Genomic DNA, 16,199 nt, shown 5'->3' with positions numbered 1-16,199 from the left:
AGTAAAGGAACAAATACATGGCAAAACGAATTAGCGATCTACCAGAACTACCAATATCAGATGGCAACGACTTGATCCCGATTGTCGATACTTCGGGTAATGTGACTAAACGTGTATCGGCTGCCGGATTGGCACAGGCTGTGGCGAACAACTTGCCAGCAGCGTCGGTGGGCCCTGCGGAGCGTGACGGCGGTTTTAAAATAGGTACTATTCCTGCTTCGACCTTTTCAAGTACCGGCAACAAATCCATTACTGGTCTCGGTTTCAAGCCTAAACTCGTCAAATTCTATTTGGAGTCTGCGGGTTCAACATCTGGTGCTCGTGCGATGTCGGGCGCTATGGACGCGGCCGGGAGTCAACATGTGGAAACCACAGCTGTAGGTGCAAGCGGATACTCACAACAAGGAACTTCAACAGCATGTATGGGTTGGATCAATGCCGGATCTACGACTTTCAGTATGCGAGCAAATGCGGTGAGCTGTGATTCGGACGGATTTACTATAGACGTCGTAAGCGCCAACGGAACTTTCCAAGTCGCATATGAGGCTTACGGTTAAATGGACGGTGCAGAAGTAGCAATTACAGCTCTCGCGATCGTTGCCACTCTCTGTGGTGCGCTCATTTGGTTGCTGAAAAAACTCTTTACGCAGAACGAGAACGTGCTCACCAGACTATCCTCTTCCCTTGACGGCCTAGCTGCGCTTCTTAAGTCGCAACAGGACAATGAGGAGGAGCGTCGACGTGAGCATGAGGAGTTCAAAGCCGATTTGGTCCGGATGTTCGTGCAGATCGACGAGAAGCAGGATCGCAACTACAACGCCATTAGTACGTTGAACGTGAAGCAGTTGAACGTCGAGAAAGTGATAAGGAAATGACAGGGGTGGTATGAGTTGGAAGCAAGTAAAGACGCCCAATTTTGACCCTGTGATCTACCAGGAGGGTGAGGCCCTCGATGACTGGGTGGGTATGTGCCTGGCCTACGTGCAAACGGCCTATGGTGCGGACTGGTCTGGCCCCACTGCACTTATATCGTGGCAGGGCGGTACTTACTTGGGTGTGCGTTACCCTAATCCAATTACTCTAGGTCGACACGCAGACAAGAATGTGCCGAAAGGTGTGTGGCTTCCACTGCATTACTCGGGCTGGGGCCAGTTCGGTCATGTGCTAATCGCCAAGTTCAATGCTGACGGTAGTGGTGTCGCCTACACGTCCCCGAACGACTCAAAGCCAGTGGCAGACCAGATCACTTTCAGCAGCTTGGACAAGCTAACTCAGCAGCTTATTGACGGCTGGGCTGCCGACATCAGGTACTTGGGCTGGTCGGAGTACATCGGCCCAACGCGAGTCATAAAGTTTGAGAAGGAGGAAAAGATGATCACACTACAGCAACTTAACTACCTGTACTTGGCTCTCTTCGGTGAGAAGCCAAACGCCAACGCCATCAAGACTAACGTCGGCAAGCGAACCTTCGCCGAGACGGAGAAGGTGCTAATCACGTCGACACACTACAAGAGGAAACAAGAGTTAGCAGCTAAGGGCCAGCTTGATCCGACGACCTTTTTGCCGCGCGCATTGCGTCAGGCTTATAAGGAGCCGGCTAAGGCGCTGGCGGCGCAAGTGCAGCCGACCACCCTCAGGCCGGGTGTGTACGAAGTAAAGTAAAGGAGGAATATGGACCTAACTCAAATCAACATAGCCGACCTAGTAACAGCAGCTACCGTTGCCGCGTCTGGCGCAGTGGTAGTCGTGACCCAGCTGCTCAAGCATGTACCTGTCGAGTGGACTAGCCGCTACCCGCTTTACATCAACATCGCTCTCAGCCTCATCGGTACGGTAGTGACCACTGGCCTACCATCGTTCGACAACTGGGCGGCCTTCGTCGTTCAGTGGCTAGTTATAGCTCTAGCAGCGGCCATCACGTACACAAAGCTCATGAAGCCAGCGATTGACGAGGTCGGGGCCTAACATCATGCTTGGCCGGGAGCTTCCATCATTCACCCCGGAAGATGCGGAGCTACGGCAACGCGTCGAGCAGATGTACAAAGAGTCAGACGCCGTGGTTCATCGCATACTCGGCATGATCGCACTAGACGCCGTGCATCAGGATGGCCTAGAAGCCGCGTAGGACCGCGCAGGAAGCGTCCTGGCTGTGAAGTCGATAATTCATCCACTCGCAAACACAAAGCCGCTCAGGAAAGCCTTGGAGCGGCTTTCGCTTTGTCTTGAGTCGTGTATGTTGGTGACGAGCCCAAATCGAAAGGAGCCAATCATGGCGCGTACTACCCAGGTTGTTGTCACTTCTGATCTGTCCGGTGAGGTTCTGGAGAACCCGGTCGGCATTGATTTTAGCTTTGCCGGTGCTGACTACCACATTGACCTGTCGTCGGATGAGGCTACTGAGTTCGACAACCTTTTGGAGCGCTACCGTAACGTCGCTACTAAGGTAGACAACCGGCGTCAGACCGCGACTCGCTCCAGCAAGAGCAGCACGTCGGATGACCGTAAGGAGCACATCAAGAAGGTGCGCGAGTGGGCGAAGTCGCAGAACCTTGAGGTCAGTGACCGTGGCCGCATTAGCGCTGAGATCGAGGCTGCTTACAAGTCGGCTCACCGCAACGAAAGCTAGTCTTCGAGCTTTGTGATCCCAATGGGGCGACGCTGACCACGCGGTTTATGTAGTGGTTGGCGTCGCTTCTTTACTTGCTGCTCGATGTCCTGCAGGCTGCGCCCGTACCGATGGTGTGAGGCTTGCTTGACCCGATCTGCCGTGCCGGTTGGTGGGATTGGAGCCAGGGCCTTTAGCGTCACTGGCACTCCCGTACCGGCTGAAGTGGCGAGCTGAGCAATCGCCTCATACTTGCGGATATTGATGAAGTCGTAGGTGTCCACGAACTGAGCTCCAAACTCAGGCGTCCAGATGCGAGCCTCTTTAGCACTCGACTGGAAAATGATCCTCGACCGGGCGTTGTTGACGATGGCCGCTTGTATTTCGGACGGCAGCTTGTCCACGTACTGAGTCGCAAGCGTCACTCCGAGCTTGTGCTTGCGGGCACGAGCCAGCATGTCGTCCAGCCCTATCGGTAGCTTCGTGATGACTTGGAACTCATCGAGGTAGAGGAAGTTCGGCTTGGCCGGCGTCTGCTGCTGCGCCGCGTTCCACAGTGCGTTGATGATGAGCGTCCCAACCAGCTCCGAGGTCTGCTTAGGTAGACCGCTGAGGTTGACGAGCAGGATCTTGTTGTCCCGTAGGACATCGGTCATCTGGAACGACGAGGTGGTCTGAGTGATGATGTCCCGCGTCTCAGGACGGCTTGTGAGCTGCCATATGCGGTTGAGAAGCGGCTGGATGGCTGTGTGCCGTTCCTTGTCCGTAAAGGCGTTCCAGCGCTTCCAGAACTCCACCAGCTCGCGGTCCTTGACGTTCCTTATGGTCTGCTCAGCCCATAGCGCGTCGTCGTCATTGGTCGGCTGGATCAACGGCATGAGGTCAGTGAAGGTGGAGCCGGGGTACTCAGCCAGCGTGTAGAGGCCGTGTAACAGCAGCTCCCTAGTCCAGATGCCCTTGTCGTTGTCGAACAGATGCCCGAACAGCTCGGCTATCTGGTCAGCCACTACTCGAGGGTCGCCCTGGTCCAGGATGTTGAAACCGACAGGGGAGAGCCGGTCACGGTAGACGTCGAGGACTATCACGTCTTCAATGCGGTGCGGCGGGATGCGCTGCATAGCCCGGTGGAACAGCGTCTCGTCTGACTCACTGTTGGCCGCGTCGATCACGATGCCTCCGAAGCCGTTGGCAACGTCCTGAGCGAAGGAATTGGCCATCAGTGTGGACTTACCCGAGGACGTGCCGCCACCGATAAAGGTGTGGGTTGTCGCCAGCTTGTAGTCCTGAGCAATCGGTCGCTCGTGGCCGGGGTAATTGCTGTGCCCAAGGATGCGGCCAGTCCTGGCGATGTCGTCATTGGCGAACAAGTGGCGAGTCGTGCCTTGAGGTAGGCCAGCGATGAAGGGCTGCTCGATAGGGAAGCCGATCAAGGCTGTGAGCTCCGGAAGGTTGAACTGCGCTGGGTAGAACATGGGTGCCGCGGCCTCGCTCACCTGGCGAGCTAGCTTGTCGCTGAACGTGCGGGTGACCTTGAACTGATTGGCCGGGCTATTGGTAGCTGCCAGGGCATCCTTGACGCCCTTGATCAAGGTGCGGGCCTGGAACTCACCGGCTCCCACGGCTGCAATGCGTCCGACTGCCAGCATGTTTGGGTGCTCCAGCTTGCGGCGCCGACTCTCGAGCTCGTCATGGCCAGCATCGGGTTGGCCGCTTAGTAGGTCCCGGTATCTGAAGTCGGAAGACCTAGCGCGATTGTCTCGGGACGGTAGAGGCTCGACGACTGCTGAGGTCAGTACCCACTGCGTCAGCACCACTTCCTTGTCCTGGAGCGTCTGAACAGCTGCCAGAAGTCCAGCTGCAATGCTCTTGCTGCTGGGTATGCGTAAAGGTCGGTCGGGGTGACTCATGCCAATCTCAATGGCGTAAGTCCAGTGCGGTGACGGCCTTTCGATGTCTTCCGTGACGCTCAGGCCAGGTATGTGAGTCCGTAGCTGATCGGCCACGTAGCTAGCGCGGTGAGTCGGCACGATCAGACGGTGGGTGATCCCTTTCGAGGTCGACCAAGTCTCGAAGGTGATGGTCGGGGTGCCAAAGACGCGTGAGGGTCCAACATTGAAAGCGCCACTTATGGCGTTGAGCCACGACTGGATGGCTTCTTCGTTCAGGCTGCTTGGGAACGTCAGCTTGTAGTACTTGCGATCGTCGTCGTACTGGCGTTGCCGAAACAGCTTCATACTAAAAAGCCCAATCGTCGGGGCGGCAGTGAAAAACAAAGATAGAAGAAGCCAAGTCATGCCATTTTTACTGTGGCATAACACGCTCGTTTCTACCAGAAGCGGCGCTTGCTCGTGATCAGTTTATAGAGGCCGGCACAGACGGCGATGCCGACGGCAATAGCCACAGCTAGGGCGATCATCCAGGCAAACGGCTCAAGTAGGGTGATCAGTACGTAGATCATGATGATTACGAAGAGAAGGCCGAGGAAGCCGCTGATGATCTTGTCCATCATCGGCCGCGCCTAGCTTGCTTCCTCCGCTGCTCTTCCATGACCTCAGCCAGCACTTCCTCGCTCAAGCCGTCCTCAATCTCGGCCTCTCTCATGCCTTGCTTGATCTGGCGCTTCATCGACTCCTTCTTGAGCCTACGCTGTCCCTGCTTGGAATAGGCCAGCCACAAGCACGCGAAAAGTACGCCAAGAAAAAGCGTCATGAAAATTATGACAAACACAAAAAACCCGAAGCCCTCGCCCATGATTTCTCCCCTTAGTCCTCGTAGCCCTCGTAAGTAAACTCCTGCTCAAGTATCTCAATCTCGCCGTTTGGGAGACGTCGAGTGATACGCCTTGTCTCTGTTCGCCTTACTGGTGTACTGCTTGACTTCGGGCCGTACTTAAGCAAGTTGTAAAGCTCATGCCCTGCCTCTAAGGGTGTCATCTCGTCATCTCTTGACATGCCCGTCCCCTCTCGATGGGCGCAGATTACCACAGCAAACATGGCTGTAGCTTAGGCACGCCAGATGATGCGGATGAGATTGGGATCGAATCGATACTTTCCTTTGAAAACAGGCATCGCTTTTCCGGGTTGACGTGGGTCGATGTAGATTTTCTCGATCAAAGTGTCGAGCAGTTCGCGTCGCCACTTGAGATCTGACTTGTCCCAAGTCTCTTGCACGGTTTGGCCGGCTGGGATATTAACCAGAGTTCGCCTACCTGCATGGTCAGCGATCTGCTTGTCTAGTTCTTCTAGGTGCGCGGCAGCACTAGCCTTAGCGGTCTTGTACTCGCTGAAGTCAAGCTCTCCAGTTGAGTAAAGGTCCAGAATCTCGTTGAGACGTTCGGTTTGGACGTCCCGGTCACGGATAAACTGCTTGAGCTCTGGTGCAGCTGACTCGCTACTGGCGATCAGATCGTCCAGCCGTGGAGTGCTGAGCCGGTACATCACGGCATCAAGGACCAGCTCTTCTAGTGGTGGCATCCGTCGCTTGAGCTTGCCGCACCCTAGAGGCTCCTTATTGATGTCGTATTTCCTGCAAGCGAAGGCAGGCACGTAGTCACCACCACGGGTGGCGCTGTTGACGATGTGCATACGCTGGTCGCAGATGCTGCAGTAGACGAAGCCACTCAGGAGGTGTCGCCGGCCAGTGCCTCGTTGGCCGTAGACGGCTTGACCACGCTTGATGGCTAGTTGCAGATCCTCCCACTTGTCCTGGCTAATCAGTGGAGGCCAGGCGGCAGGGTAGCGGTCCTCGTTGTGAACCCTGATACCAACGTTGCGGGGGCGCACGGCTACGTTGCGGACGTTGATGGGAGTCCACTTGTTGCCCTTGGCGGTTGGGATGTCACGGCTGTTCAAATCGATGGCGATCGTTCTCCATGAGTCGCCAGCTATGAAGCGGTCGATCACTTCACGGACGACGGCGGCTTCATGCTCGATGATCACCATGCCGTTTTGTTCGTAGCCGTAGGGCCGATTGCCGCCAGACGGCTTGCCCGACTTAGCGGCTTGGAGCTTGGCCGCTCGTTGGCGCTCGATAGCGTGCTCGACCTCATGGCGGGCAACGGCACTGTAGACGCGGGCACCCATTCGTCCGCTGGCTGTGGAAAGGTCGATTGGTCCAGCTTGAACGGTGGCGACAGAGATGTTCTGGCGGTCGCAGATGTCGATGAACTTCTCCATCTCCATAGGGGAGCGGTGGAGTCGGTCAGTGTGGAGAGCAACCACAGCTTGAAGCTGTCCGGTCTCCATTAGCTCTAGAAGCCGGGCATAAGCCGGTCGATGCTTGCCGCTGTAGGCGCTGAGATCGTTGTCCTCAAGGACGGCCATGACCTGCCAGCCGTTGCGCTCTGTCAGCTCTCTACAGGCTTCCTGCTGCCGCTGGACACCCAGGGCGGTCCCTCGGCGGTCCGAGCTGATGCGGGTGTAGATGGCGGCCTGGATGGGGCTCTGGCTAGGGGTGTTGCTACTGCGCATGGTTATACATTCCTATGCATAAATATACGACACTGCGGGATGTTATGCAATGTCTTGCCGAGGCCCCCGAGTTCGACCGCGGGGTGATCGACGCGCTGCGCCAGCCCCTCGAGAACGGCCGGGTCACGATCGACCGCTCCGCGGCCTCGGCGGTCTATCCGGCCCGCTTCCAGCTGGTGCTCGCCGCGAATCCCTGCCCGTGCGGGAAGTCCGGGGGGCGCGGCGCCGACTGCACGTGCACCCCGCGAGTGCGCCGCAGCTACTTCGGCAAGCTGAGCGGCCCGCTGCTGGACCGGGTGGACCTGCAGATCGCCGTCCCGACGGTCTCCTACGGCGAGCTCGCCGCCGGTGCCGGGCAGGGGGAGACCACGGCGGAGATCGCCGTGCGCGTCGCCCGGGCGCGGGCGGCGCAGGCCGAGCGCCTCCGCGGCCTGGGACTGCGCACCAACGCCGAGCTCGGGGGCAGTCTCCTCCACGGCGCCCTGCGCCCCCCGCGCGCGGTCACCGCGCCCCTGGAGCGGGCCATGGACCGCGGCTCCCTGACCGCCCGCGGTCACCAGCGGGTGCTCCGGGTCGCCTGGACGCTGGCCGACCTCGAGGGCCGCGGCGTCCCGGTCCTCGACGACGTCGACACCGCGCTGTACTTCCGCTCCCTCGTCCCGGCCTGACCGCCGCCGCCCCGCCCGCGACAGGAGGACCCCGCCATGCACCACGTCCCGCCCGCCCCGCGCCCCTGCCACGACCCGCTGCTCCTGGCCCGGGCCGGCCTGTCCCGGCTCGTGGAGCCCACGGACCCCACCGCGATGCTGCTGCTGGCGGCGCTCGGGCCGGTCGCGGCGCTCGAGATCGCCACGGGAGCACGCCCGATCCGGGCCGCGGAGCACCCGGCGTTCGTCCGGGCCGCCGCCGGGGCCGGGTACGGTCCCCGCCAGGTGGACCTCCGGCGAGCCCTGGCCCGCTGGGCCCCGCGGGCCCCGGACCTCGACCCCGCCGAGGACCTGGAGACGGCCGCCCGGGCAGGGGCGTGGTTCGCGATCCCCGAGGACCCCGACTGGCCCGGCGCGCTCGCCGATCTGGGTCTGTTCCAGCCGGTGGGCCTGTGGGGCCGCGGCGACCGACGGCTCCTGGGGTTCCCCGCCGCCCGCTCCGTCGCCGTCGTCGGCTCCCGCGACTGCTCGACCTACGGCCGGCAGGTCGCCCTGGACCTCGCCGGCGCCCTGGCCTCCCGCGGCTGGACGGTCGTCTCCGGCGGCGCCCACGGCATCGACGAGGCCGCCCACTCGGCCGCACTGGCCACCGGCACCGCGCGCCCGGTCACGGTGTCGGTCATGGCGTGCGGGATCGACCGCCTCTATCCGCCGGGCAACCACAAGCTGCTCCGCGCGGTCGAGGCCGCCGGTCTGCTGCTGGCCGAGGTCGCCCCCGGGTGCACCCCCAGCCGCTACCGCTTCCTCCAGCGCAACCGGATCATCGCCGCCCTCTCGGCCGGCACGGTGGTGGTCGAGGCCCGGTGGCGCTCGGGCGCGCAGAACACCGCCCACCACGCGGACGGGCTCAGCCGTCCGGTGGGCGCGGTGCCCGGCAGCGTCCACGCCGGCACCTCCGCCGGCTGCCACCGGCTGCTGCGGGAGGGCACCGCCGTGCTGGTCACGGACGTCGACGAGGTGCTCGAGCTCGTCCAGCCCCTCGGGGCGGCGCCGGCCCCGGACCGCACCGGCCCGCCCTCCGTCGTCGACGGGCTCTCGGACCGCGACCGCGTGCTCCTCGACGCCCTGCCCCTGACGGTGCACAGCCGCCCGGACCACCTCTCCCGCGTCGCGGGGCTATCGGCCCGCGAAGTGCTGGGCGGACTGCGTCGGCTCGAGGAGCGAGGCCTGGCGGAGGGCGCGGGGGAGGGGTGGCGCCGCCGTCGCTAGACTCGCCCCATGACGTCCGAGCCCGCCCCGCTGCCCACGGCCGTGGTTCGCGCCCTGGAGCGGTACACGGAGCACCTCGTGCACGAGCTGGCGCGCAGCCCGCGCACCGTGCACGCCTACACGGGCGACCTCCGCGCCCTCTTCACCTGGCTGCACGCCCGGTACGGGGTCGCCGCGCCGGCGGCCGTGGACCTGGACATGCTCCGGGCGTGGCTGGCCGCCCGGCACGCCGAGGGAGCGGGCCGCTCGTCCATGGCCCGCTGGACGGCGTCGGTCCACGGGTTCTTCGGCTGGGCCGCCGCCACGGGCCTCGTGAGCCCCGATCCCAGCCTGCGCCTCGTCGCGCCCCGGCGCCGGCGCCACCTCCCGGACGTCGTGCCCGCGGACGGGCTGCGGGAGCTGCTCGACGACCTCGCGGCGCGGTCCGCCGCGCCCGGGACCGGTGGGGCGGACGCCGCGCTCGTCGCCCGGGACCGCGCACTCCTCGAGCTGCTCTACGCCACCGGCGCGCGCGTGGCCGAGCTCACGGGCGCCGACGTCGACGACGTCGACCGCTCCCGGCGGGTCCTCAGAGTGATCGGCAAGGGCGACAAGGAGCGCACGGTCCCCTTCGGCCGCCCCGCCGACGAGGCGCTGGAGCTCTGGCTCGCCCGCCGGCCGGCCCTGGCGGGGGCGGGCAGCGGTCCCGCGCTGTTCCTCGGCTCCCGGGGCGGGCGCATCGACGCCCGACAGGTCCGGCGGGTCGTGGAGCGCGAGCTGGGCACCGTCCCCGACACCGCCGCGAGGGGTCCCCACGCCCTGCGGCACTCGGCGGCCACGCACCTCGTGGACGGCGGCGCGGACCTGCGCACGGTGCAGGAGCTCCTGGGCCACGCCTCCGTGGCGACCACCCAGATCTACACGCACGTCTCCGTGGACCGCCTCGGATCCGTCTACCGGCAGGCCCATCCCCGGGCCTGACGCGCGCGCGGGCCGGGACCCCGGGAGCAACACGGCGTCCCGGGTTGACGCCCGGAGAACGTTTGCAGTTGAATGAGTGGCGTATTGTACTCGACGTCCCGGACACGGCAACGTGGTCGGCGCCGGCCGGAACGACGGGTGCGGCACCGGGGCGACCGGACGCCGTGCGGGCCTCGAATCCCCGCGGCGGCACGGGAGCCCGGACAACAGCATCATCCGGGTGCGGCACGCTCGCCGCGACCCGACGGGTGGGACCGCTTCCGTGCAGGGCGTTGGGGAAGACGTACCTACACGACGGAGGAACAGGTCATGTCTTCACCCACCACGCGCGGAGTGCTCTACGTGCACTCGGCCCCACGAGCTCTGTGCCCGCACATCCAGTGGGCGCTGGAGTCGGTCGCGCGCCAGCGCACGGAGCTCGAGTGGACCCAGCAGAACGCCGAGCCCGGCGCCGTGCGCGCCGAGCTCGAGTGGTCGGGGCCCGCGGGCACCGGCGCCCTCCTCGCCTCGGCGCTGCGCACGATGGGACGCCTCCGGTTCGAGGTCACCGAGAACCCGTGCCGCGGCCATGACGGCGCCCGCTGGTCCTTCACCCCCGACCTCGGGATCTTCCACGCGACCACCGACGCCGCCGGCAACATCATGGTCTCGGAGGACCGGATCCGCTACGCCTACGAGACGGCGGCCGGGAACCCGCTGCTCGTCATCAACGAGCTCTCGCTGGCCCTGGGAGAGGCCTGGGACGAGGAGCTCGAGCCGTTCCGGCACGCCGCGGAGGGCGCCCCGGTGCGCTGGCTGCACCGCGTCGGCTGAGCGACCGCCGTCCCGCCCCGCCTCCGGGGAGCGGGGCCCACGACGCGACGAAGGGCCGTCCCGCGAGCAGCGGGACGGCCCTTCGTCGTACGCCTGACGGGGTGGGCCCGCCGGCCGTGCGCTCAGACGGTGCGGAACGCGGCGACCGCGTTGTGGCCGCCGAAGCCGAAGGAGTTGGACACGGCCACGAAGTCGCCGGAGGGAAGATCGCGGGCGTCCGTGACGACGTCGAGATCGATCTCCGGGTCCTGGTTCTCCAGGTTGATCGTGCACGGGGCGGTGCGGTGGTGCACGGCGAGCACGGTGAGGACGGCCTCCACGGCGCCCGAGCCGCCCAGGATGTGTCCCGTCATCGACTTGGTCGCCGAGACGCACATGTCGTCGACCGCCGAGCCGAACGCGCGGCGCAGAGCACCGGCCTCGGGGGCGTCGCCCTTCGGCGTCGAGGTCGCGTGGGCGTTGACGTGCCGGACGTCCGTGGGCCCGAACTCACCGGTCTCCATCGCCTCCGCGAGGGCGCGGGCGGCGCCGCGGCCCTCCTCGTCGGGCGCGGTGATGTGGTAGGCGTCCGAGGTGAGCCCGGCGCCCGCGAGCTCGGCGTAGACGCGCGCGCCGCGGGCGCGGGCGTGCTCCTCCGACTCGAGCACCACGGCTCCGGCGCCCTCGCCCATCACGAACCCGTCACGGGCGGTGTCGTAGGGGCGGGAGGCGCGCTCGGGCTCGTCGTTGCGCTTGGACAGCGCCTGCATCGAGGAGAACGCCGCGATGGTCACGGGGTGGATGGCGGACTCGGCGCCGCCGACCACCACGAGGTCGGCCTTGCCGGACCGGATCAGGTTCATGCCCTGGTAGAACGCCTCCGTGCCGGAGGCGCACGCCGAGACGGGCGTGATGGACGCGGCGCGGGCCTTGAGGTCCATGCCGACGGCCGCCGCGTTGCCGTTGGGCATGAGCATCGGGACCGTGAGGGGCATGACCCGCCGGGCGCCGCGCTTCTGGAGGGTGTCGTAGGCGTCCAGCAGGGTCCAGACCCCGCCGATGCCGGTGCCGAAGGCCACGGCGAAGCGGTCCGGGTCGATCTCGTCGGAGTTCTCGGCGTTGGAGCCGGAGAAGCCGGCGTCGGCCCACGCCTCGCGGGCGGCGATGACGGACAGCTGCCCGGAGGGGTCCAGACGCTTGGCCTCGACCCGGGGGAGCACCTCGCTGGCGGGGGTCGAGACGGGCGCGGCGATCCGCACGCTCAGATCGTAGGTGTCCACCCAGTCGTGCTCGATGGCTCTGACACCGGAGACGCCCGTGGTGGCGCTGCGCCACAGCTCGGGGACGGTGCCACCGATCGGGGTGGTGGCACCGAGACCGGTGACGACTACTTTGCGGGTCATGACTGCACTTCCTCGTGTCCTGGGGTGAAGCGGCGGGCGGCCCGCCCGGTCGCGGGTCGGTGCGGCGCGGCGGATCCTGCGGTCCGCCGCGCCGCGCACCGACCGGCCGGATCAGGCCTGGGCGTTGTCGATGAAGTTGACGGCGTCCTCGACGGTCTTGAGGTTCTTGACCTCTTCGTCGGGGATCGTCACGTCGAACTTCTCCTCGGCGTTGACCACGATGGTCATCATCGAGATGGAGTCGATGTCGAGGTCCTCGGTGAAGGACTTGTCCAGCTGGACGGCCTCGGTCTCGAGGCCGGTCTCCTCGTTGACGATCTCGGCCAGGCCGGTCAGGATCTCTTCTTTGCTCGCCATGGTGGCTTCCTTTCTCTGCGGCTGCCGGAGCAGCCGGTGGTGACGGGCGCCCCCGGGCAGGTGCCGGGTGCATCTGTCCCGGTCAGGCCGGAAGGCCGGGCCGGGGGACAACGGGTGTGCGGTTCAACCCTACGACGACTCGCAGGGCCCCGCGGCGGCGCCGACACGTGGGGAGGACCGCCGGGGGCGGTCCTCGTGCCGGCGGAGGTCAGGGGAGGACGACGACCTGCGCCCCGTAGACGAGGCCGGCGCCGAAGCCGATCTGCAGGGCCAGCTTCCCGGACAGCTCCGGGTGCTCGGCGAGCAGGCGGTGCGTCGCCAGCGGCACGGACGCGGCGGACGTGTTGCCGGAGTCGGCGATGTCCCGGGCGATGACGACGGACTCGGGGAGCTTGAGCGTCTTGGCCATCTGGTCGATGATCCGCATGTTCGCCTGGTGGGGGATGAAGGCGCTCAGGTCCTCGGGCTGCACCCCGGCCACGTCCATGGCCTCCTGCGCGCGCTTGGCGACCTCCCACGAGGCCCAGCGGAAGACCGTCTGGCCGTCCTGGCGCAGGGTCGGCCAGAGGGTGGCGTCCTCGCGCACCCGGCCGGTCTCCGGGTCCATGAGGTCGGGCGACTGGGCGCGCTCGCGCCCCTGCTCCACCGCCCGGATGTCGGTGAGCGGGTGGGTCATCCGGATGGCGTCCCACTTGGAGCCGTCGGAACCCCACACGGACGGACCGATGCCCGGGGTGTCCGAGGGGCCGATGACCACGGCGCCCGCGCCGTCCCCGAGCAGGAACGAGATGGAGCGCTCGCTGTTGTCGATGACGTCGGAGAGCTTCTCCACACCGATGACCAGGACGTAGTCCGCGGCTCCCGAGCGCACGAGGGCGTCGGCCTGGGCGATGCCGTAGCAGTAGCCCGCGCAGGCGGCCGAGATGTCGAAGGCGGGTGCCGGGGTGGCCCCCAGGCGGTCGGTCAGGGCCGCCGCGGCGGAGGGGGTGAGGTAGGGGAAGGAGATCGTGGAGACGATGACCGCCCCGAGCTGCGAGGCCTCGATGCCGGCGGCCGCCAGCGCCTCCCGGGCGGCGTGCTCCGACATGTCGAGGACGCTCACCTCCTCGGCGGCGCGGTGCCGGGTCTTGATGCCGGTGCGCTGCTGGATCCACTCGTCCGAGGACTCGATCCACTGGCAGACGTCGTCGTTGGTCACGATCACGTCCGGACGGTAGACGCCCAGGCCGAGGATCCGGGAGTGCGCGTTGGTCTGTTGCTGCTTCAGGGTCACCACAGGGGTCGTTGCTCCTTCGTGCGGCCGGGCGCGGCGGACGGGCCGGCTGGGCGGGGCGGAACGGCTGCTCCGGCCTCGGGACGGGCGGCGCACAGGGTGCGCGCGCGGACGTCAGTCAAGAATACTCCTGGCCTGCTCCAGCTCCGCCGCGGAGTTCACGGCCAGGGCCGGGACGCCCTTCATGCCTCGCTTGGCCAGGCCCACGAGGGTTCCCGCCGGGGGCAGCTCGACCAGCTGCTCGACGCCGCGCTCCAGGAGCGTGCGCGTGCACAGGTCCCAGCGCACCGGCCGGCAGACCTGGGCCACGAGCGACTCGAGGTTCGCGGCGCCGCCGGCCACGGGCCGGCCGTCTGCGTTGGAGAGCAGGGGGTGCACGGGGTCGGCCGGCGAGAGCCGGGGGACGAGCTCGCGCAGGGGCTCGAGGGCCGGGGCCATGTGCTCGGTGTGGAAGGCGCCGGCCACCTTGAGCGGGATCACCCGGGCGCGGGCCGGCGGGTTCTCCGCGAGGGCGGCCAGCTGCTCGAGGGTGCCGGCGGCCACGGTCTGCCCGCCCCCGTTGGCGTTGGCGGCCGTCAGGCCCGCGGCCTCGACGGCGGCGAGGACCTCGTCCTCCTTGCCGCCGAGCACCGCGCTCATGCCCGTGGGGACGGCCGCGGCCGCCTCGGCCATGGCGTTGGCACGGGTGCGCACGAAGGCCATGGCATCGGCCTCGGTGAGGGCGCCGGCCAGGGCGGAGGCGGTGATCTCACCGACCGAGTGCCCCGCGAAGAGGAGGTCGTCCCGTCCGGGGCCGATCCGGTCGCCGAGCAGCCGGCCCGCCACGAGGCCGGCGGCCACGATGAGGGGCTGGGCCACCGCGGTGTCCTTGATGGTGTCCTCGTCGGCCTCGGTGCCGTAGTGCACGAGGTCGAGCCCCGCCGCCTCGCCCAGCTCCTCGAGGTGGGCGCGGACGCCGTCGAGGGCGAGCCATTCGGTGAGGAAGCCGGGTTTCTGGGAGCCCTGTCCGGGGCAGACGATCGCGATCACCGCTACAGCTTCGCAAGGATGCGCCCCCGGGCGGGGGCCCGGAGGGCACCAAGCCCGGCGGCGGTGTTTGTAGGGAAGCTACAAGACCGGTCCCACGGCGGGGGCGGACGTGTCGATGGGTGCGCACGAGTCGGCGAGCCGGCCCGCCACGAGGGCGCAGTGCAGCACGAACGCGTCGCGGGGGACCAGGGGGTCCCAGCCGGTCAGGTCGCTGATCCGGCGCAGCCGGTAGCGCACCGTGTTGGCGTGCACGAACAGCTCCCGGGCGGTGGCCTCCAGCGAGTGGCCCACGGAGACGTAGGCGGACAGGGTCTCCACGAGCCCGGTCGCGGACCGCGTCAGCGGACGGTACACCGACTCGACCATCGCCGTGCGCGCGTTCTCGTCCCCGGCCATGGCACGCTCGGGCCACAGGTCCTCGGAGTGCACGGGGCGCGGCGCCGCGGGCCAGGCCGGCGCCACGGACAGGGCCGCGTGGGCGAGCCGGGCGGAGCGGCCCGCCTCGAAGACCGTGGGGGACTCCGGGCCGTAGGCCACCGGCCCCGGCCCGAAGGCGGCGGTCAGCTTCTCGAGGGCGAGGTCCCGGTCGGACAGACCCCCGAGGATGAGCACGAGCCGGTCACCCTGGATGGAGACGAGGGAGTCCTGCGCGTAGCGGCCGGCCAGCCGCCGCAGCCGGGCCACGGTGGACGGGCCGGCGGCCTCGGGCGCGGATCCCGTGAGCACGGTGACCGGGCCCGACGACACCCAGCCCAGGGCCGCGACGCGGGAGCGCAAGGAGTCGGAGTGCTCCCCCCGCAGGATCCCGTCGACCACGAGGGCCTCCAGCCGGGCGTCCCAGGACCCGCGGTTCTCGGCCGCGCGGGCGTAGACGTCGGCGGCGGCGAAGGCGATCTCCCGCGAGTAGCGCAGCACGGCCTCCCGCAGCGCGGCCTCGTCGTGGTGCTTGGCGAGCTCCGGGACCTTCTCCTCCACGACGTCGACGACGATCCGCAGCAGCTGCAGGGCGTGCTGGAGGGAGATGGAGCGGGTCAGGTCCGTGGGCGCCCCCCGGAAGACCTGGGTGAGCACCCACAGGGGCTCCTCCGGGTCCTCGTACCAGCGCACGAACGAGGAGATGCCCCGCTGGGCCACGAGACCCAGCTCGGAGCGCTCGTCGGCGCGCAGCTCCTCGAACCAGCTCAGATCCGTCTCGAGGCGGCGGGTCGCGACCGTGGAGATCGCGCCCAGGTTCGCCTTGAGGTTCTCGAGCGTGCGGGGGTGGGGCGGGGCGACGGGACGGGACCGGTCGGTGGAGCGTCTGCGCGAGGGGCGCAGCCAGCGCGTCGTGGAGTTCCCGTCCTGTCCAGCCATGCCTCCGAGCTTAGAGCACCGGATCGCCGCCCCCGGACCCGG

At 66.6% G+C, this 16,199-nt stretch carries 18 protein-coding genes; 9 read left to right on the top strand and 9 right to left on the bottom strand.

Annotation, left to right across the window (positions count from 1 at the left end; genetic code table 11):
- The first annotated feature begins 17 nt into the window (after window positions 1-17).
- The 5 genes from Q0817_RS05330 (at window position 18) to Q0817_RS05310 (ending at window position 2,626) form a co-directional block, all read left to right on the top strand.
- A complete protein-coding gene (locus Q0817_RS05330) occupies window positions 18-557 on the top strand; it encodes a hypothetical protein (RefSeq protein ID WP_298585119.1) in 540 nt (179 codons plus the stop codon).
- Window positions 558-875: a hypothetical protein gene (locus Q0817_RS05325; RefSeq protein WP_298585118.1), complete on the top strand. Its 318-nt coding sequence runs from the start codon at window positions 558-560 to the stop codon at window positions 873-875.
- A 10-nt stretch (window positions 876-885) separates the two neighbouring features.
- Window positions 886-1,662, top strand: a complete 777-nt coding sequence (locus tag Q0817_RS05320) for a hypothetical protein (RefSeq protein WP_298585117.1) — start codon at window positions 886-888, stop codon at window positions 1,660-1,662.
- Between the two features lie 9 nt (window positions 1,663-1,671).
- A complete protein-coding gene (locus tag Q0817_RS05315) occupies window positions 1,672-1,965 on the top strand; it encodes a hypothetical protein (protein ID WP_298585116.1) in 294 nt (97 codons plus the stop codon).
- 304 nt (window positions 1,966-2,269) lie between these two features.
- Window positions 2,270-2,626 carry an Lsr2 family protein gene (locus tag Q0817_RS05310; protein ID WP_298585115.1) on the top strand — a complete coding sequence of 119 codons (357 nt, stop codon included), beginning with the start codon at window positions 2,270-2,272 and terminating at the stop codon, window positions 2,624-2,626.
- On the opposite strand, the gene Q0817_RS05305 is transcribed toward Q0817_RS05310, so the two are convergent.
- From Q0817_RS05305 to Q0817_RS05290, 4 genes are all read right to left on the bottom strand, one after another.
- A complete protein-coding gene (locus Q0817_RS05305; protein WP_298585114.1) occupies window positions 2,623-4,899 on the bottom strand; it encodes a type IV secretory system conjugative DNA transfer family protein in 2,277 nt (758 codons plus the stop codon). The two genes, Q0817_RS05310 and Q0817_RS05305, sit on opposite strands and share 4 nt — an antisense overlap.
- A gap of 32 nt (window positions 4,900-4,931) precedes the next feature.
- Window positions 4,932-5,114 carry a hypothetical protein gene (locus Q0817_RS05300; RefSeq protein ID WP_298585113.1) on the bottom strand — a complete coding sequence of 61 codons (183 nt, stop codon included), beginning with the start codon at window positions 5,112-5,114 and terminating at the stop codon, window positions 4,932-4,934.
- Window positions 5,111-5,356 (bottom strand): hypothetical protein, encoded by a 246-nt coding sequence (locus Q0817_RS05295; protein WP_298585112.1) that lies wholly within the window; start codon window positions 5,354-5,356, stop codon window positions 5,111-5,113. The genes Q0817_RS05300 and Q0817_RS05295 overlap by 4 nt, the downstream gene beginning before the upstream one ends.
- A 251-nt stretch (window positions 5,357-5,607) precedes the next feature.
- Window positions 5,608-7,074: a recombinase family protein gene (locus tag Q0817_RS05290; RefSeq protein WP_298585111.1), complete on the bottom strand. Its 1,467-nt coding sequence runs from the start codon at window positions 7,072-7,074 to the stop codon at window positions 5,608-5,610.
- 44 nt (window positions 7,075-7,118) lie between these two features.
- Here Q0817_RS05290 and Q0817_RS05285 point away from each other — a divergent pair, with 44 nt between their 5' ends.
- The 4 genes from Q0817_RS05285 to Q0817_RS05270 all read left to right on the top strand — a co-directional run bounded on the left by Q0817_RS05285 (window position 7,119) and on the right by Q0817_RS05270 (window position 10,763).
- A complete protein-coding gene (locus Q0817_RS05285; protein WP_298585110.1) occupies window positions 7,119-7,742 on the top strand; it encodes an ATP-binding protein in 624 nt (207 codons plus the stop codon).
- Between the two features lie 36 nt (window positions 7,743-7,778).
- Window positions 7,779-8,990, top strand: a complete 1,212-nt coding sequence (dprA, locus tag Q0817_RS05280) for a DNA-processing protein DprA (RefSeq protein ID WP_298585109.1) — start codon at window positions 7,779-7,781, stop codon at window positions 8,988-8,990.
- Between the two features lie 9 nt (window positions 8,991-8,999).
- Window positions 9,000-9,950 carry a tyrosine recombinase XerC gene (locus tag Q0817_RS05275; RefSeq protein ID WP_298585108.1) on the top strand — a complete coding sequence of 317 codons (951 nt, stop codon included), beginning with the start codon at window positions 9,000-9,002 and terminating at the stop codon, window positions 9,948-9,950.
- Between the two features lie 309 nt (window positions 9,951-10,259).
- On the top strand, window positions 10,260-10,763 hold the full coding sequence (locus Q0817_RS05270; RefSeq protein WP_298585107.1) for a DUF3145 domain-containing protein: 504 nt from the start codon (window positions 10,260-10,262) through the stop codon (window positions 10,761-10,763).
- A 122-nt stretch (window positions 10,764-10,885) separates the two neighbouring features.
- On the opposite strand, the gene Q0817_RS05265 is transcribed toward Q0817_RS05270, so the two are convergent.
- The 5 genes from Q0817_RS05265 to Q0817_RS05245 form a co-directional block, all read right to left on the bottom strand.
- Window positions 10,886-12,145, bottom strand: coding sequence for a beta-ketoacyl synthase (locus Q0817_RS05265; protein WP_298585105.1), 1,260 nt, complete (start codon window positions 12,143-12,145; stop codon window positions 10,886-10,888).
- A gap of 111 nt (window positions 12,146-12,256) precedes the next feature.
- The gene (locus tag Q0817_RS05260) at window positions 12,257-12,502 is read right to left on the bottom strand and encodes an acyl carrier protein (protein ID WP_017833742.1); all 246 of its coding nucleotides are present in this window, start codon (window positions 12,500-12,502) and stop codon (window positions 12,257-12,259) included.
- A 208-nt stretch (window positions 12,503-12,710) separates the two neighbouring features.
- Complete coding sequence (locus Q0817_RS05255; protein WP_298585103.1) at window positions 12,711-13,778, bottom strand: beta-ketoacyl-ACP synthase III; 1,068 nt, start codon at window positions 13,776-13,778, stop codon at window positions 12,711-12,713.
- 111 nt (window positions 13,779-13,889) lie between these two features.
- Complete coding sequence (locus tag Q0817_RS05250) at window positions 13,890-14,804, bottom strand: ACP S-malonyltransferase (RefSeq protein ID WP_298585101.1); 915 nt, start codon at window positions 14,802-14,804, stop codon at window positions 13,890-13,892.
- A gap of 78 nt (window positions 14,805-14,882) precedes the next feature.
- A complete protein-coding gene (locus Q0817_RS05245; protein WP_298585100.1) occupies window positions 14,883-16,157 on the bottom strand; it encodes a CdaR family transcriptional regulator in 1,275 nt (424 codons plus the stop codon).
- Between the last annotated feature and the right edge of the window lie 42 nt (window positions 16,158-16,199).

It is taken from the genome of uncultured Kocuria sp. (assembly GCF_947500125.1).
GTDB lineage: Bacteria > Actinomycetota > Actinomycetes > Actinomycetales > Micrococcaceae > Kocuria.
This window is presented reverse-complemented; position numbering and strand designations above follow the sequence as displayed.

Bases quoted from the DNA above. Each gene is read 5' to 3' on its own strand.
- Q0817_RS05330 (WP_298585119.1), top strand. From the start codon at position 18: ATGGCAAAACGAATTAGCGATCTACCAGAACTACCAATATCAGATGGC.
- Q0817_RS05325 (WP_298585118.1), top strand. From the start codon at position 558: ATGGACGGTGCAGAAGTAGCAATTACAGCTCTCGCGATCGTTGCCACT.
- Q0817_RS05320 (WP_298585117.1), top strand. From the start codon at position 886: ATGAGTTGGAAGCAAGTAAAGACGCCCAATTTTGACCCTGTGATCTAC.
- Q0817_RS05315 (WP_298585116.1), top strand. From the start codon at position 1,672: ATGGACCTAACTCAAATCAACATAGCCGACCTAGTAACAGCAGCTACC.
- Q0817_RS05310 (WP_298585115.1), top strand. From the start codon at position 2,270: ATGGCGCGTACTACCCAGGTTGTTGTCACTTCTGATCTGTCCGGTGAG.
- Q0817_RS05305 (WP_298585114.1), bottom strand. From the start codon at position 4,899: ATGACTTGGCTTCTTCTATCTTTGTTTTTCACTGCCGCCCCGACGATT.
- Q0817_RS05300 (WP_298585113.1), bottom strand. From the start codon at position 5,114: ATGATGGACAAGATCATCAGCGGCTTCCTCGGCCTTCTCTTCGTAATC.
- Q0817_RS05295 (WP_298585112.1), bottom strand. From the start codon at position 5,356: ATGGGCGAGGGCTTCGGGTTTTTTGTGTTTGTCATAATTTTCATGACG.
- Q0817_RS05290 (WP_298585111.1), bottom strand. From the start codon at position 7,074: ATGCGCAGTAGCAACACCCCTAGCCAGAGCCCCATCCAGGCCGCCATC.
- Q0817_RS05285 (WP_298585110.1), top strand. From the start codon at position 7,119: ATGCAATGTCTTGCCGAGGCCCCCGAGTTCGACCGCGGGGTGATCGAC.
- dprA (WP_298585109.1), top strand. From the start codon at position 7,779: ATGCACCACGTCCCGCCCGCCCCGCGCCCCTGCCACGACCCGCTGCTC.
- Q0817_RS05275 (WP_298585108.1), top strand. From the start codon at position 9,000: ATGACGTCCGAGCCCGCCCCGCTGCCCACGGCCGTGGTTCGCGCCCTG.
- Q0817_RS05270 (WP_298585107.1), top strand. From the start codon at position 10,260: ATGTCTTCACCCACCACGCGCGGAGTGCTCTACGTGCACTCGGCCCCA.
- Q0817_RS05265 (WP_298585105.1), bottom strand. From the start codon at position 12,145: ATGACCCGCAAAGTAGTCGTCACCGGTCTCGGTGCCACCACCCCGATC.
- Q0817_RS05260 (WP_017833742.1), bottom strand. From the start codon at position 12,502: ATGGCGAGCAAAGAAGAGATCCTGACCGGCCTGGCCGAGATCGTCAAC.
- Q0817_RS05245 (WP_298585100.1), bottom strand. From the start codon at position 16,157: ATGGCTGGACAGGACGGGAACTCCACGACGCGCTGGCTGCGCCCCTCG.